Here is a 15,121-nt window from a genome sequence, read left to right as displayed (position 1 = left end):
CGCCGCGCCGCAGCTGCTCAACGATGCGATCAGCACGGGTGTGCTCACCGGGGCCGAGAGCTACACCGAGCAGTCTGTCGCGCTGCTGCGCGCGCTCGTCGCGCTCGATCGCCACGGCATCGAGCCGCGCCACGTGCGGTCCCTGCGCCAGAACGCGGAGCGCGACGTCGCGCTGGTCGAGTCGGCGCTCGCGCCGCTGCTGCGACGGACGGATGCCGGATCCCGGGGCCGCGCCGGTGAGCTCGCACCCGAGCTCGCCAAGCGGCTCGACGAGGTGCGCGCGATCTTCGTGCGCTCGGCGCTCGAGCGCCTGCAGTCCTGAGCGAGCCGGCGATTCCGGCTGCTGAGCCTGTCGAAGCGCGCGACACGCCGAGCGTCGAACAGCGGATGTCGTTGCCGGGAGGGGAACGCTCATCTAGCGTGGAGGTATCCGATTGCGGAGGGGGGAAGTGTGACTGCTCGAGACACGTCTGACAACGAGCCTTTCGTCGCCGAACTCCTCTTCACCGACGGTCTTCCGGCGATGGACGACGAGGTCGGCTACCGTGGCGCGGTCGCCGCCCGTGCGGCCGGCATCACATATCGACAGCTCGACTACTGGGCGCGCACCGAGCTCGTCGAGCCCACGGTGCGCGGCGCGAGCGGCTCGGGATCGCAGCGGCTGTACGGCTTCCGCGACATCCTCGTGCTCAAGCTCGTGAAGCGCCTGCTCGACACCGGCATCTCGCTGCAGCAGATCCGCACCGCGGTCGAGCAGCTCCGTGCTGCCGGCATCCGCGATCTCGCGGGCACGACCCTCATGAGCGACGGCGCGTCGGTGTACCTGTGCACGTCGAACGACGAGGTGATCGACCTCGTGAGCCGCGGTCAGGGCGTGTTCGGCATCGCGGTGGGCAAGGTGCTGCGCGAGGTCGAGTCCGAGCTCGTCGATTTCGAGGTCGAGAAGCCCAGCCCGATGGACGAACTGGCCGCGCGCCGCGCGGTCCGCTCGGCCTGAGCCGCTCCGGCCCCGGCGCTTCAGACCGTCGCGGGGCGACGGTCTTCGCGTGCGCCGACGTCCGCGGAGAGCGCCTGATCGAGGTCGGCGATGAGGTCGGCCGGGTCTTCGAGGCCGATCGACAGACGGACCAAGGCGTCGGAGGGCTTGGCGTCGGACTGCACGGGACGGTGCGTGAGCGCCGCGGGGTGCTGGATCAGCGAGTCGACGCTGCCGAGCGACACCGCGTGCGTGAACAGCCGCACCGAGGTGGTCAGGCTGCGGGCGGCGTCGTAGCCGCCGGCGAGCTCGATCGAGATCATCGCGCCTGGGCCGGACTGCTGGGTGCCGACGAGTCCTCGCGGATCGCACTCGGCGAATCCGGGGAAGCGGACGCGTGCGATCCCGGGGTGCGTCGTGAGCCACTCGGCGACCGTACGAGCGGTCGTCTGCTGCGCCCGCACGCGCACGGGGAGCGTGGCGAGCCCGCGGTGCAGCAGGTACGCGGCGAGCGGGTGCATGATGGCCCCCGTGATCGCCCTGGTGCGTCGCAGCGCTGCGGCGAGGCGGGCGTCGCAGGCGACGACGCCGCCGACCACGTCGCCGTGGCCGCCGAGGTACTTGGTGGCGCTGTGCAATGCCAGGGCGGCCCCGAGGTCGAGCGGCTGCTGAAGCACGGGGGTCGCGAACGTGTTGTCGACGAGCACGGGAACCTCACCGGCCGCGGCGACGATCGCGCGGATGTCGACGAGCTCGAGCGTGGGGTTGGCCGGGGACTCGAGCACGACGAGCGCGGTGTCGTCGCGCAGGGCCGCGGCGACGGAGTCGGGGGAGCAGAACGTGGTCTCGATTCCCAGCCGGCCCGCTGCGAGAAGGTGGTCGGTGCCGCCGTACAGCGGCCGCACGCCGGCGACGTGACGCTTTCCCGTCTCGTGGGCGATCGCAAGAACGGTGGCGGTCATCGCCGCCATGCCCGACGAGAACGCAACGGCCTCCTCGGCGTGCTCGAGGCATGCGAGCGCCTCCTCGAACCGCGCCACGGTGGGGTTCCACAGCCGCGCATACACGTTCGACCCGCCCTCGAACGGGTGACCGCCGGTGGCGAGCACCTCGTACGACATGCCGCCGAGCTCGAGCCCGGGGAGGGGGTTCGTCGACGAGAGGTCGAGAGGGAGTGCGTGGACGCCGAGGTCCGCGAGGTCGTCGCGTCCGGCGTGCACGGCGATGCTGTCAGGGTGCAGCGTCATCGATGCCATGAACGATATGTTCAGCGACTCCGCGACGAAAGGCAAGTCGTGATCATGCGATCACGCATTCGGCGAGCAATCTGATCATCCGGCGAGCAGACTGGTCAACGCACGCGGACGGATGCCGGGGCATCGGTCGGCGCGAAGGTCAGGCGCGCGCCTCGCCGGGCACGGGGATGCGGCCGGTTCGCATGACGCGGTCCAGCAGCGAGTCGAAGTCGGCCGCGAGCTCCTGGGCGGAGTCGCCGGGCCAGATGTGGAGCGGCTTCGCGGCGCCCTGCGCCTGCTGCAGCGACGTGCGCTCGGGCAGCTGCGGCGCGAGCACGAGCGGTCCGAACATGTCGCGCAGCTCCTTGATGCGGAACTGGTGCTCGATCGACTGCGGGCGGACGCGGTTGACCACGATGCCGAGCGGCTGCAGACGAGGCGACAGACCGCGGCGGATCTCTTCGATCGCGCGCAGCGCGCGGTCGGCCGCCGCTACCGAGAACAGACCGGGCTCGGTCACCACGATGACGCGATCGCTCGCGGCCCACGCCGTGCGCGTCAGGGCGTTGAGCGAGGGCGCGCAGTCGACCAGCACCAGGTCGTAGTCGGCCTCGATGGTCGCGAGCGCCTCCTCGAGCTTCCACACGTCGCGGACGCTCGGGTGAGGCCCGTCGAAGTTGATGGCCGAGGGGCTGCCGATCATGACGTCGATCGTGCCGGGATGCACCTTCGCCCACCCGCTGGAGGTGATGGCCTGACGGACCGTCTTCTCCTTCGGATTGGCGAGGACATCGGCGACGTTCAGGCGGCCGGCGACCTGGATGTCCATGCCCGTCGACACATCGGACTGCGGGTCGAGGTCGACGACGAGCGTGCGGACACCGCGGGCGAAGGCCGCCGACGCGAGTCCGAGAGTCACGGTCGTCTTGCCGACCCCGCCCTTGAGCGAGCTGACGGATAGGACGTGCACAAGGCACCACGTTACCGTCCCCTAGGCTGAGAGCACACTCAGGCCCACCCGCACCGCCGCCCCGGAGGTCGAATGTTCCGCAAGATCCTGGTCGCCAATCGTGGCGAGATCGCGATCCGCGCGTTCCGCGCGGCGTACGAGCTCGGCGCGCGCACTGTCGCGGTCTTCCCCTTCGAGGACCGGGGCTCGCTCCACCGCCAGAAGGCCGACGAGTCCTACGAGATCGGCGAGAGGGGCCACCCGGTCCGCGCATATCTCGACGTGGACGAGATCGTCCGGGTGGCGCTGTCGTCCGGAGCCGACGCCATCTATCCCGGCTACGGGTTCCTCTCGGAGAACCCCGAGCTGGCCGAGAAGGCGGCGGCGAACGGCATCGCGTTCATCGGCCCGCCGGCCCACGTGCTCGAGATGGCCGGCAACAAGGTCACCGCCAAGCACCACGCGATCGCCGCCGGCGTGCCCGTGCTGCGCTCGACCGAGGCCTCCGACGACGTCGACGTGCTGGTCGCGCAGGCCGACGACATCGGCTTCCCGATCTTCGTGAAGGCGGTGGCCGGAGGCGGCGGGCGGGGGATGCGGCGCGTCGAGCGCCCCGAAGAGCTGCCGCCCGCTCTTGCGGAGGCCATGCGCGAAGCGGGCAGCGCCTTCGGCGACGCGCGCGTCTTCCTCGAGCAGGCCGTGCAGCGACCCCGCCATGTCGAGGTGCAGGTCCTCGCCGACAAGACCGGCGAGACCGTCCACCTCTTCGAGCGGGACTGCTCGGTCCAGCGCCGCCACCAGAAGGTCATCGAGATCGCGCCGGCGCCGAACCTCGATCCCGCGGTGCGCGACGCGCTGCACGGCTACGCCATCGCGTTCGCCCGCTCGATCGGATACGAGAATGCCGGCACCGTCGAGTTCCTCCTCGAGACCGCCGGCCCGCATACGGGCGAGGTCGTCTTCATCGAGATGAACCCGCGCATCCAGGTCGAGCACACCGTCACCGAAGAGGTCACCGACGTCGACCTGGTGCAGTCGCAGATGCTCATCGCGGCCGGTGAGACGCTCGCCGACCTCGGCCTCACGCAGGACCGCATCCAGCTGCGCGGTGCCGCGCTGCAGTGCCGCCTCACGACCGAGGACCCCTCGCAGGGGTTCCGTCCCGACACCGGGCGCATCACGACGTACCGGTCGCCGGGCGGCGCCGGCATCCGCCTCGACGGCGGCACCACGGCCGCGGGATCGCAGATCAGCCCGCACTTCGACTCGATGCTCGCGAAGCTCACGTGCCGCGGGCGCGACTTCCCGGCTGCGGTCGCCCGTGCGCGTCGCGCGCTGGCGGAGTTCCGCATCCGCGGCGTCGCGACGAACATCCCGTTCCTGCGGGCCGTGCTCGACGACCCCGCGTTCGTCGCAGGAGACGTGAGCACCTCGTTCATCGACGAGCGTCCGGCGCTGCTCACACGCAACCATTCGCGCGACCGCGCGACGAAGCTGCTCAACTGGCTCGGCGACGTCACGGTCAACCGGCCGTACGGCGAGAAGCCGCTGTCGGTGTCGCCCGGGAGCAAGCTGCCGGAGATCGACCTCGCCGCCGAGCCTCCGGCGGGAACCCTCGCGCGACTGCGCGAGCTCGGGCCGGAGAAATTCGCGCGGGCGCTGCGCGAGCAGGCGGCTCTGGCGGTCACCGAGACCACGTTCCGCGACGCCCACCAGTCGCTCCTGGCGACGCGGGTGCGTACGCGCGACCTCGTGCGGGTCGGTCCGCACGTGTCGCGCTTGACGCCGCAGCTGCTCTCGGTCGAGGCATGGGGAGGGGCGACCTACGACGTCGCGCTCCGCTTCCTCGCCGAGGACCCGTGGGAGCGCCTCGAGGCCATCCGCACCGCGATGCCGAACATCCCGATCCAGATGCTGCTGCGGGGCCGGAACACCGTCGGCTACACGCCGCGGCCCGTCGAGGTCACAGACGCGTTCGTGCGCGAGGCGGCATCCACCGGCGTCGACATCTTCCGCATCTTCGACGCGCTCAACGACGTCTCGCAGATGCGCCCCGCCATCGAGGCGGTGCGCTCCACCGGCACCGCGATCGCCGAAGTGGCACTGTGCTACACGTCCGATCTGCTCGATCCCGCCGAGAAGCTGTACACGCTCGACTACTACCTGCGGCTCGCCGAGCAGATCGTCGAGTCCGGCGCGCACATCCTCGCGATCAAAGACATGGCGGGCCTGCTGCGCCCCGCGGCGGCCGCGAAGCTCGTCACCGCGCTGCGCGAGCGCTTCGACCTTCCGGTCCACCTCCACACCCACGACACCGCGGGCGGACAGCTGGCGACGCTCCTGGCCGCGAGCGCCGCGGGCGTGGACGCGGTGGATGCCGCAGCCGCCCCGATGTCGGGCACCACGAGCCAGCCCTCGCTCTCGGCGCTGGTCGCCGCGCTCGCGCACACCGACCGCGACACCGGCCTCGATCTTCAGGCGGTGAGCGATCTCGAGCCGTACTGGGAGGCCGTGCGGCACCTGTACCGTCCGTTCGAGTCGGGCCTGCCGTCGCCGACCGGTCGCGTGTACCACCACGAGATCCCCGGCGGCCAGCTGTCCAACCTTCGCCAGCAGGCGATCGCGCTGGGCCTCGCCGACGACTTCGAGCTCATCGAAGACATGTACGCCGCGGCCGACCGCATCCTCGGCCGCATCCCCAAGGTGACGCCGTCGTCGAAGGTCGTGGGAGACCTCGCGCTGGCACTGGTCGCCGTGCGCGCGGACCCGGCGGACTTCGAGCAGAACCCGCAGAACTACGACATCCCGGACTCGGTCGTCGGCTTCATGGCCGGCGAGCTCGGCGACCTCCCCGGTGGATGGCCGGAGCCGTTCCGCACGAAGGTGCTCGAAGGACGCTCGATCTCGATCGACGTGCCGCCGCTCACCGACGACGAGCGCGCCGGACTCGCCGGCGATGCCGCCGAGCGTCGCCGCGCGCTGAACCGCCTGCTCTTCCCGGGACCCGCGCGCGAGTTCGAGAAGAACCGCGAGACCTACGGCGACCTGTCGGCCCTCGGCACCCCCGACTACCTGTACGGACTGAAGCCCGGCGAGGAGCACATCGCCGAGATCGACCCGGGAGTGCAGCTGTACGTGGGCCTCGAGGCGATCGGAGAGGCCGACGACAAGGGAATCCGCACCGTCATGACCACGCTGAACGGCCAGCTGCGCCCGGTGTTCGTGCGCGACCGGAGCATCAAGGTCGAGGCGCGCCAGGTCGAGAGGGCCGACACCTCCAAACCTGGCCAGGTCGCAGCGCCCTTCTCGGGAGTCGTCACGCTCAAGGCTCGCATCGGCGACACCGTGACGGCGGGGCAGCCTCTGGCGTCCATCGAGGCCATGAAGATGGAGGCGGCCATCACCGCGCCCGTCGACGGGGTCGTCGAGCGGCTCGCGATCGCCGAGACGGCGCAGGTCGACGCCGGAGACCTTTTGGTCGTCATCCGTCCTGCCCAGTAGCCTGAAGGGCGGCATCCGCCCGAAAACGCCGTCCGCCCCCAGGAGAAGCACGCAGTGACGCCCGATCGCCCCGACCACACACCCGACGAGCCTGAGAACGGCGTACTCTCCGACACCGGAAGCCTCGACACGACCCTCGGAATCCTCGGCGGCGGTACGGCGCAGGTGAATGTCGAGCTGCCCACCGAGTCCGACGACGACCTCGCCGACGACGACATCATCGGCGACGAGGTGCCGTTCGTCGTCGAGATCCCCGCCGACGCCGACCTCCCCGTCGTGATGACGCCCGCGACCGAGCCATCGGCTGAGACCGCCGAGGCGGAGATCGTCGAGGCCGTCGACTCGGAGGAGTGGACGGTCGAAGGCGACGGCTTCGCCGCGGCGCCCGCGACCGAAGACATCGCCGATGCCGACGAGGTCTTCGAGGAGGTCGGGACCGTCGCGTCCGCGCCGGCCGAGCCGGCCGAGGCCGAGGCATCCGTCGACGAGGTCGAGTCCGCGGCGGTCGACGCGGCCGTCGCCGAGTTCGAGGATGCCGACTTCGACGCCGCCCAGTACGAGGACGTCGAGTTCGAGGATGTCGCCCTCGACGACGTCGCGCCCACCGACGTCGCGTCCGCCGACGTCGCCGCGAACGAAGAGACCGCGGAGGACCCCATGACTGCACGCACGCCGTCCGACTCGGCTCCCGAGTCGAAGCCGGCCGCCACCGACCCGGTGCCCGCCTCCCGCCGCGAGGCGCACCACACCGATGCGGTGCCCACGGCCCGCCCGGCTGATCGGGCCGTTGAGCGCGCATTCCCCGCGGCAAGCGTCTCGCTCACCTCGAAGCGGCTCGGCGAGTTCGAGGCCGACCGCGAGACCGCGGATCTTCTCACCGCCGACCGGCTTCTCGACCCGCACCAGGTGGTCCGGTCCGAGCCCGAGGGCATGTGGCAGCACCTCGTCTACTCGATCTCGGGGCGCCGCATCAACCTCGGCGACAGCAAGCGCGCCCGCGCGCGCAAGGAGCTCGACCGCCGGATCGCCGCGCCGCTGTCGGGCGGCGCCCGCTTCGTGCCGGTCCTCTCGCGCAAGGGCGGCGTCGGCAAGACGACCGTGACGACGCTCCTCGGGATGGCCCTGGCGGATGCCCGCGACGACCGCGTCATCGCGGTGGACGCCAACCCCGATCGCGGCACCCTCGCCGAGCGGATCGCGCGCGAGAGCGGCAAGACGGTGCGCGACCTCGTGCGCATCAGCGGAGACGTCGTCGGCTTCAACGACCTGTCGACCATCGTCGCCCGCGACGAGACCCGCCTCGACGTCGTCGCGTCGGACTCCGACCCGCGCGTGTCGGAGGCGTTCAACGACTCCGACTACCGCAACGTCGCCGCGCTTGCGGCCCATTACTACTCGGTCGTGCTCACCGACACCGGAACGGGCATCGTCCACTCCGTCATGGGTGCGACACTCGACCTCGCCGACCAGCTCGTGATCGTCGCCGGACTCAGCGTCGACGAGGCGCGGCTCGCGTCCGAGACGCTCACGTGGCTCGAGACCAACGGCTACTCCGAGAAGGTGCGCGGCGCCGTCGTGGTGCTCAACAACGCGCGGCCCGGGCACCCGCTCGTGCAGCTCGACGAGCTCGAGGCGCACTTCCGCACGCGTGTGGGGAAGGTCGTGCGGGTTCCGTATGACGCGCAGATCGCAGCCGGCAGCGGCATCGTCTTCAAGGATCTCCAGCCGGCGACGCGCCTCGCCGCCCGCGAGCTCGCCGCCGCGGTCGTCGAAGGCCTGCGTTCGCACGCGACCGCGGCCTGAGGCATCCGATGGCAGTCCGTCCGATCCGCCTCTTCGGCGACCCCGTCCTGAAGTCCGTATCCGCGCCGATCGGAGACATCGACGACGGTGTGCGCGCGCTCGTGCGCGATCTGCTCGACACCGTCGAGCTCCCGGGACGCGCCGGCGTCGCGGCCCCTCAGATCGGCGTGGGCCTGCGCGCCTTCAGCTACAACATCGACGGCGCCATCGGGTACGTGCTGAACCCGGTGCTGGTCGAGGTCTCGGGCGACCCCGAGCCGATCGGCGAGGGATGCCTGTCGGTGCCCGGCCTCTGGCACGACGCTGTGCGGTACCCGTGGGCCAAGGTCGTCGGCCAGGACCTCGACGGCAGCGAGGTCGTGCTCGAGGGGGAGGGGCTCCTCGCCCAGGCGCTGCAACACGAGACCGACCACCTCGACGGCACCCTCTACCTCGATCGCCTCACGCCCGAGGAGCGGCGCGTCGCGATGCGCGAGATCCGGGAATCGGACTGGTTCTGAACAGAGGGTGAAGCGGATGCCGCAGCCGCGGCATCCGCTTCACGGACGGCGTCGCCGGCTCAGCTCAGCGAGACGTTCGTCGTGTTGACCGGCGTGGCGTAGATCTCATCGATGTCGGCGGCGAAGTCGTCGAGGATCACGTTGCGCTTGATGCTCATCTTGGGCGTGAGGTGCCCGCTCGCCTCGGTCCACTCGGTGGGCAGAAGCGTGAACTTGCGGATCGACTCGGCGCGCGACACGTGCTTGTTCGCCTCGTCGATCGCGCGCTGCACCTCCGCGCGCACCGCCTCGTTCTTCGCTGCCTCGGTCAGCGGCAGGTCGGCGGGAAGCCCGTTGTTCGACAGCCACGTCGGCAGCATCTCGGGGTCGAGGGTGATCAGGGCCGAGATGAAAGGCTTCTGGTCGCCGACGACGACCACCTGGCCGACGATCGGGTTGGCGCGGATCGGGTCCTCGAGCGCAGCGGGGGCGACGTTCTTGCCGCCCGCGGTCACGATGATCTCCTTCTTGCGACCGGTGATCGTGAGGAAGCCCTCGTCGTCGAACGAGCCGATGTCTCCCGTCTTGAACCAGTCGCCGTCGAACGCCGCGGCGGTCGCCTCGGCGTTGCGCCAGTACTCCTTGAAGACGTTGATGCCGCGCACCTCGATCTCGCCGTCGTCGGCGAGCCGGATGCCGACGCCCGGGAGCACGGGGCCGACGGTGCCGATCTTCGACTTGTCGGCGAGGTTGACCGTCGCCGGCGCAGTGGTCTCAGTGAGGCCGTAGCCTTCGAGGATCGTGACGCCGAGGCTGTGGAAGAAGTGTCCGAGGCGCGGGCCGAGCGGCGCCGAACCCGACACGGCGTACGTGACGTTGCCGCCCATCGCGGTGCGCAGCTTGCTGTAGACGAGCTTGTCGAACAGCGCGAACTTGATCTTCGTGCCGAACGGCACGTTCCTGCCCTCCTGCAGGAGGCGGGAGTGCTCGACGGCGGTGTGCGCGGCGGCGCGGAAGATCTTGCCCTTGCCGCCCGCCTCGGCCTTCTGCTCGGCCGAGTTGTACACCTTCTCGAACACGCGCGGCACAGCCAGCAGGAACGTCGGCTTGAACGAGCCGAGCGCGGGAAGGAGCTGCTTGGTGTCGGGCTGGTGCCCCGTCTTGACGCCGGCGTGGACGTTCAGGATCGAGATGAACCGCGCGAACACGTGCGCCGTCGTGATGAACAGCAGCGTCGATGCGCCCGGCGTCTCGACCACGTCGCGCAGTGCCTTGGCGGAGTTGCGCGTGAGCTCGACGAAGTTGCTGTGCGTGAGCACGCAGCCCTTCGGGCGACCGGTGGAACCCGACGTGTAGATGAGAGTCGCGATGTCGGCGCCCTTCGCGATGTTGCGGCGCCGCTCGATCTCGTCCTCGGGCACCGACGCACCGTCGGCGATGAGCTTGTCGAGATCGCCCGCCTGTATCTCCCACGCCGAGCGGATGAGCGGAAGCTCGCCGCGGACCTCGGCGACGCGTGCCGAGTGGTCGGGGGATTCGGTGATGACGGCGATCGCGCCCGAGTCCGAGAGGTTCCACGAGATCTGCGCGGCCGAGCTGGTCTCGTAGATCGGGACCATGACGGCGCCCGCGTAGAAGAGCGCGAAGTCGACCAGAGTCCAGTCGTACGTCGTGCGTGCGACGAATCCCACCTTGTCGCCGGGCTCGATGCCGGCGGCTGCGAACCCCTTCGCGAGGGCGACCACCTGCTTCTGGAACTCGGCGGCCGTGATGTCGCGCCAGCCCTCCCCATCGGGGACTGAGAACAGCGCGCGATCGGGCGTCTGCTTGACGCGTTCGACCAGGAGGTCGGTGATGTTCGCGTGCGGATCGGCGGGGACGATCGCGGGGACTTCGAATTGGACCACGGCAACTCCTTCGGTACCGATTGACTTCACTCTCGGGTGGATCTCACACGAGTCTAATCCGCCGTCATGCGGCGACCAGCGCCGCTGTGGACGAGTGGTGCCTGGATAGACTTCAAGGCGCTGTCGCGCGTGCGGCCGCGGGAGAGGGAGTGCAGTGCTCAAGGTCGGCATCGACATCGGCGGGACGAAGATCGCGGGAGGCGTGGTCGACTCCGACGGGCGGATCGTCGAGAAGGTCCGCGTCGACACGCCTGCCGACACCGGCGCCCTCGCCGACGCCGTGATCGACATGGCACGCCACTTCCGCGCCACTCACGACGTGGCCGCCGTCGGCGTCGCCGCCGCAGGCTTCATCGACCGCGACCGTGCGACCGTCGTCCACGCCCCCAACATCGCGTGGCACAACGAGCCGCTCAAGTCGCGGCTCGAAGCCGGCGTCGGACTGCCGGTCGCGATCGAGAACGACGCGAACGCCGCGGGCTGGGCGGAGTACCGCTTCGGCGCCGGGCGCGATGTCGGCCACATGGTGATGCTCACGATGGGCACCGGTGTCGGGGGCGCGATCGTCCTCGACGGCCAGCTGTTCCGCGGGGGGAATGGAATCGCCGCGGAACTCGGTCACATGCGCTTCATCCGCGGCGGCCTCCTGTGCGGATGCGGACAGAGCGGATGCCTCGAGCAGTACGCCTCGGGCCGCGCGCTGCAGCGGGAGGCGAACGACATCGCCGACGCGGGCGGCATCGGCGCCGCGCTGGCCGAGCTGCGTGCCGCGAAGGGAATCATCTCAGGCCCCGCGGTGTCGCGCCTCGTGCTCGCGGGCGACCCGGGAGCCATCGAGGCGGTGCGCCGCGTCGCGACCGCGCTCGGAGAGGCGTGCGGCGGATTCCAGGCCGTGCTCGATCCCGAACTGTTCGTGATCGGCGGGGGAGTCGCCCAGCTGGGCGAGGACCTCCTCGCGCCCGTGCGCCTGGCCTATGAGACGTCGCTGCCCGGGTACGGCGACCGCCCGGTGGCGCGGTTCGCGATCGCGCAGCTCGTCAACGACGCGGGCCTCATCGGCGCCGCCGACCTGGCGTCCGCGGAGGGATAGCGCGATGTTCTACTGGCTGATGAAGTACGTGGTGATCGGACCGATCGTCAAGGCGATCTGGCGCCCGTGGATCGTCGGCCGCCGCAACGTCCCCGCCGAAGGCGCCGCGATCCTCGCGAGCAACCACCTGTCGTTCGTCGACTCGATCTTCCTGCCGCTCATGATCGACCGGCCGGTGGCCTTCCTCGCCAAGAGCGACTACTTCACCGGCAAGGGCCTCAAGGGCTGGGCGACGCGCATGTTCTTCAAGGCGACGGGTCAGATCCCGATCGACCGCTCCGGCGGCAAGGCGTCCGAGGCATCGCTGAACACGGGTCTGCAGGTGCTCGGCCGCGGCGACCTGCTCGGCATCTACCCCGAGGGCACCCGCAGCCCCGACGGCAAGCTGTACCGCGGACGGACCGGAATCGCCCGCATGGCGCTGGAGGCGCACGTGCCCGTCGTGCCGGTCGTGATGGTCGACACCGACACGATGATGCCGATCGGCACCCGCGTGCCGCGCATCACGCGCGTCGGAGTCGTCATCGGAGAGCCGCTCGACTTCTCGCGCTTCGAGGGGATGGAGGGCGACCGCTACATCCTCCGCTCCGTCACCGACGAGATCATGGTCGCGCTGCAGCGGCTGGGGGAGCAGGGGTACGAAGACGTGTACGCCTCGACCGTCAAGGACCGCCTGACGGCGAAGTCTCGCTGACCGCCGGGCGAACAGCCCGTCATGCGGCGCCGGGGGTCATCCGCCCACGGATAGAATCGTGGGATGCTTCAGCAGCTCGATGCGCTCGACCACTGGCGGACCCTGCCCATCAAGCAGCAGCCGCAGTGGCCCGACGCCGATGCGGTGGCGGCGGTGTCGGCGGAGATCGCGACGCTGCCCCCGCTCGTCTTCGCCGGCGAGGTCGACAACCTCCGCGACCGTCTCGCGCGCGCGGCATCCGGCAACGCGTTCCTGTTGCAGGGCGGCGACTGCGCCGAGACGTTCGCAGGTGCGACGGCCGAGCAGATCCGCAATCGCATCAAGACCGTGCTGCAGATGGCGGTGGTGCTGACCTACGGCGCGTCGATGCCGGTCGTGAAGATGGGGCGCATGGCGGGCCAGTTCGCCAAGCCCCGCTCGAGCGACAGCGAGACCCGTGGCGACGTCACGCTTCCCGCCTACCGCGGCGACATCGTCAACGGCTACGACTTCACCGAAGGCTCGCGCCGGGCCGACCCGCAGCGGCTGCTCAAGGGTTACCACACGGCCGCCTCGACCATCAATCTCATCCGTGCGTTCACCCAGGGCGGCTTCGCCGACCTCCGAGAGGTGCACTCCTGGAACAAGGGCTTCGCCAAGAACCCGGCCAATGTGCGCTACGAGCGCATGGCGGGCGAGATCGACCGGGCGATCCGCTTCATGGAGGCCGCTGGCGCGGACTTCGACGAGCTCAAGCGCGTCGAATTCTACACCGGTCACGAGGGCCTGCTCATGGACTACGAGCGGCCCATGACGCGCATCGACTCCCGCACGAACACGCCGTACAACACGTCGGCGCACTTCCTGTGGATCGGCGAGCGCACGCGCGAGCTCGATGGCGCACACGTCGACTACTTCTCGAAGATCCGCAACCCCATCGGCGTGAAGCTCGGCCCGTCGACGACACCCGAGACGGCTCTCGCCCTCATCGACAGGCTCGACCCGCAGCGCGAGCCCGGCCGCCTCACCTTCATCACGCGCATGGGCGCGGGCAAGATCCGCGACGCCCTGCCGCCGCTGCTCGAGGCCGTGCGCGACTCGGGCGCGACCCCGCTGTGGGTGACCGACCCCATGCACGGCAACGGCATCACCACGCCGACCGGCTACAAGACGCGGCGCTTCGACGACGTCGTCGACGAGGTGCGCGGGTTCTTCGAGGCGCACCGGGCTGTCGGCACGTTCCCCGGCGGCATCCACGTCGAGCTCACCGGCGACGACGTGACCGAGTGCCTCGGCGGCTCCGAGATGATCGACGAAGAGACGCTGGCCACGCGCTACGAGTCGCTGTGCGACCCGCGCCTGAACCACATGCAGTCGCTCGAGCTGGCGTTCCTCGTGGCGGAAGAGCTCGAGAAGCGCTGACCTCAGGGGATGACGGATGCCTCGAGCCGAGGCATCCGTGAAGCCGGGTGTCAGCCGGCGGCCGTCACGCGCACTTCGGTGCCGCGCCGGTGGGTCGTGCCGGCTTCGGGGTCGGTGGAGGCCACCGTGAACAGGCCCCACACGAACTGGGGCACGACCGTGGTCGGGCGGAAGCCGGCCTCCTCGAGTTCGGCCATGGCGTCTGCGAGGTTGTCGCCGACGACGTTCGGCACCTCGATCGGCGGCGGCCCGAGCGAGACGATGAGTGTGGTGCTGTCGCCTTCGCGCCACCATCCGGCCGGCTCGCGCTCGGTCATGCGGATGACCGAGCCTTCGGCGATGTCGGCGCTGTATTCCTCGGTCTGACCGGCGATCGTGATGCCGGCCTCCGCGAGAATCCGCGTCGCGTCGTCGACAGGCTCTCCCACGACGCTCGGGAGCGGCCCGAGCGAGACGCCGAGCGAGGCCGAGTCGCCCTGGTGTGCGGTGCAGCCCTCGCCGCACTCGATGTCATCTCCGCCGGCAGCCGGGTGGACGACCACGTACACCACCGTGCCGGCGGGTCCGTCGGTGTAGTACTTCGCGCTCTCGCCGGGAGCGACGTGCTGGGCGGTCAGTTGCGCTCGGACATCCTCCTCGGTCAGCCCGTTGAGCTTCGGGAACGTCGCATCGGCCGGGCCGAGCGAGACCATGACCGTCACCTCGCTGTCGCGCTCCACGCGCATGCCGGCCGACGGGTCGGTGCTGATGACGTGACCGACCGGGATGTCCAGGCTGTTCGCGTCCTGCCGCACGGCGATGAGCGTGTCCTGCTCGAGTTCGGCGGCAGCCGCCTCGAACGTCATGCCCGACACGTCCGCGACCGCCACCATCGATCCGGGGCCCGACCCGAACCACCAGCCGAGACCGGCCGCGAGGGCGGCCAGCAGGAACACCACGGCGACGAGCCAGCCGCCCTTCGCGCGGCGGCGCTTCACCGCGGCGCGCAGGCGCGTCGCGTTGTCGACCTCCTCGAGGCCCGACGTCGGCCCGGTCGCGGTCGACGGGAGCACCGCGGTGAGCTCGCCGGTGGCAGCAGTGTCGTCG

General features: G+C 70.4%; 11 protein-coding genes and 1 pseudogene. 8 read left to right on the top strand and 4 right to left on the bottom strand.

Annotation, left to right across the window (positions count from 1 at the left end; all coding sequences use genetic code 11):
• Both EIO58_RS05160 and EIO58_RS05155 read left to right on the top strand, forming a co-directional pair.
• Positions 1-322: pseudogene (locus EIO58_RS05160) on the top strand (MerR family transcriptional regulator); the annotation flags it as partial.
• A gap of 129 nt (positions 323-451) precedes the next feature.
• Positions 452-997 (top strand): MerR family transcriptional regulator, encoded by a 546-nt coding sequence (locus EIO58_RS05155; RefSeq protein WP_127818601.1) that lies wholly within the window; start codon positions 452-454, stop codon positions 995-997.
• Positions 998-1,017: 20 nt separating this feature from the next.
• Here the strand turns inward: EIO58_RS05155 and EIO58_RS05150 are convergent, their stop codons facing one another.
• Positions 1,018-2,232, bottom strand: a complete 1,215-nt coding sequence (locus EIO58_RS05150; RefSeq protein ID WP_127818600.1) for a trans-sulfuration enzyme family protein — start codon at positions 2,230-2,232, stop codon at positions 1,018-1,020.
• Positions 2,233-2,371: 139 nt separating this feature from the next.
• Positions 2,372-3,181 carry a ParA family protein gene (locus EIO58_RS05145; protein ID WP_127818599.1) on the bottom strand — a complete coding sequence of 270 codons (810 nt, stop codon included), beginning with the start codon at positions 3,179-3,181 and terminating at the stop codon, positions 2,372-2,374.
• A gap of 72 nt (positions 3,182-3,253) precedes the next feature.
• Between EIO58_RS05145 and EIO58_RS05140 the strand changes: the two genes are divergently transcribed.
• The 3 genes from EIO58_RS05140 to EIO58_RS05130 are packed head-to-tail and all read left to right on the top strand — an operon-like array spanning position 3,254 to position 8,964.
• Complete coding sequence (locus tag EIO58_RS05140; protein ID WP_127818598.1) at positions 3,254-6,661, top strand: pyruvate carboxylase; 3,408 nt, start codon at positions 3,254-3,256, stop codon at positions 6,659-6,661.
• Between the two features lie 54 nt (positions 6,662-6,715).
• The gene (locus EIO58_RS05135) at positions 6,716-8,464 is read left to right on the top strand and encodes a MinD/ParA family ATP-binding protein (protein WP_127818597.1); all 1,749 of its coding nucleotides are present in this window, start codon (positions 6,716-6,718) and stop codon (positions 8,462-8,464) included.
• Between the two features lie 8 nt (positions 8,465-8,472).
• Positions 8,473-8,964, top strand: a complete 492-nt coding sequence (locus EIO58_RS05130; protein WP_127818596.1) for a peptide deformylase — start codon at positions 8,473-8,475, stop codon at positions 8,962-8,964.
• A gap of 59 nt (positions 8,965-9,023) precedes the next feature.
• On the opposite strand, the gene EIO58_RS05125 is transcribed toward EIO58_RS05130, so the two are convergent.
• Positions 9,024-10,850 (bottom strand): AMP-dependent synthetase/ligase, encoded by a 1,827-nt coding sequence (locus tag EIO58_RS05125; protein WP_127818595.1) that lies wholly within the window; start codon positions 10,848-10,850, stop codon positions 9,024-9,026.
• 154 nt (positions 10,851-11,004) lie between these two features.
• Here EIO58_RS05125 and EIO58_RS05120 point away from each other — a divergent pair, with 154 nt between their 5' ends.
• From EIO58_RS05120 to EIO58_RS05110, 3 genes are all read left to right on the top strand, one after another.
• On the top strand, positions 11,005-11,940 hold the full coding sequence (locus EIO58_RS05120; RefSeq protein WP_127818594.1) for an ROK family glucokinase: 936 nt from the start codon (positions 11,005-11,007) through the stop codon (positions 11,938-11,940).
• A 4-nt stretch (positions 11,941-11,944) separates the two neighbouring features.
• Complete coding sequence (locus tag EIO58_RS05115) at positions 11,945-12,634, top strand: lysophospholipid acyltransferase family protein (RefSeq protein ID WP_127818593.1); 690 nt, start codon at positions 11,945-11,947, stop codon at positions 12,632-12,634.
• A 63-nt stretch (positions 12,635-12,697) separates the two neighbouring features.
• Positions 12,698-14,035 (top strand): class II 3-deoxy-7-phosphoheptulonate synthase, encoded by a 1,338-nt coding sequence (locus tag EIO58_RS05110; protein ID WP_127818592.1) that lies wholly within the window; start codon positions 12,698-12,700, stop codon positions 14,033-14,035.
• 50 nt (positions 14,036-14,085) lie between these two features.
• On the opposite strand, the gene EIO58_RS05105 is transcribed toward EIO58_RS05110, so the two are convergent.
• The coding region (locus tag EIO58_RS05105; protein WP_127818591.1) for a PASTA domain-containing protein at positions 14,086-15,121 on the bottom strand (1,036 nt) is incomplete at its 5' end.

The sequence above is a fragment of the Microbacterium sp. CPCC 204701 genome (genome assembly GCF_004010105.1).
In the GTDB taxonomy this organism is placed as follows: Bacteria; Actinomycetota; Actinomycetes; order Actinomycetales; family Microbacteriaceae; genus Microbacterium.
This window is presented reverse-complemented; position numbering and strand designations above follow the sequence as displayed.

Coding starts and splice junctions, on each gene's coding strand:
- EIO58_RS05150 (WP_127818600.1), bottom strand. CDS start 2,232: ATGGCATCGATGACGCTGCACCCTGACAGCATCGCCGTGCACGCCGGA.
- EIO58_RS05140 (WP_127818598.1), top strand. CDS start 3,254: ATGTTCCGCAAGATCCTGGTCGCCAATCGTGGCGAGATCGCGATCCGC.
- EIO58_RS05130 (WP_127818596.1), top strand. CDS start 8,473: ATGGCAGTCCGTCCGATCCGCCTCTTCGGCGACCCCGTCCTGAAGTCC.
- EIO58_RS05115 (WP_127818593.1), top strand. CDS start 11,945: ATGTTCTACTGGCTGATGAAGTACGTGGTGATCGGACCGATCGTCAAG.
- EIO58_RS05110 (WP_127818592.1), top strand. CDS start 12,698: ATGCTTCAGCAGCTCGATGCGCTCGACCACTGGCGGACCCTGCCCATC.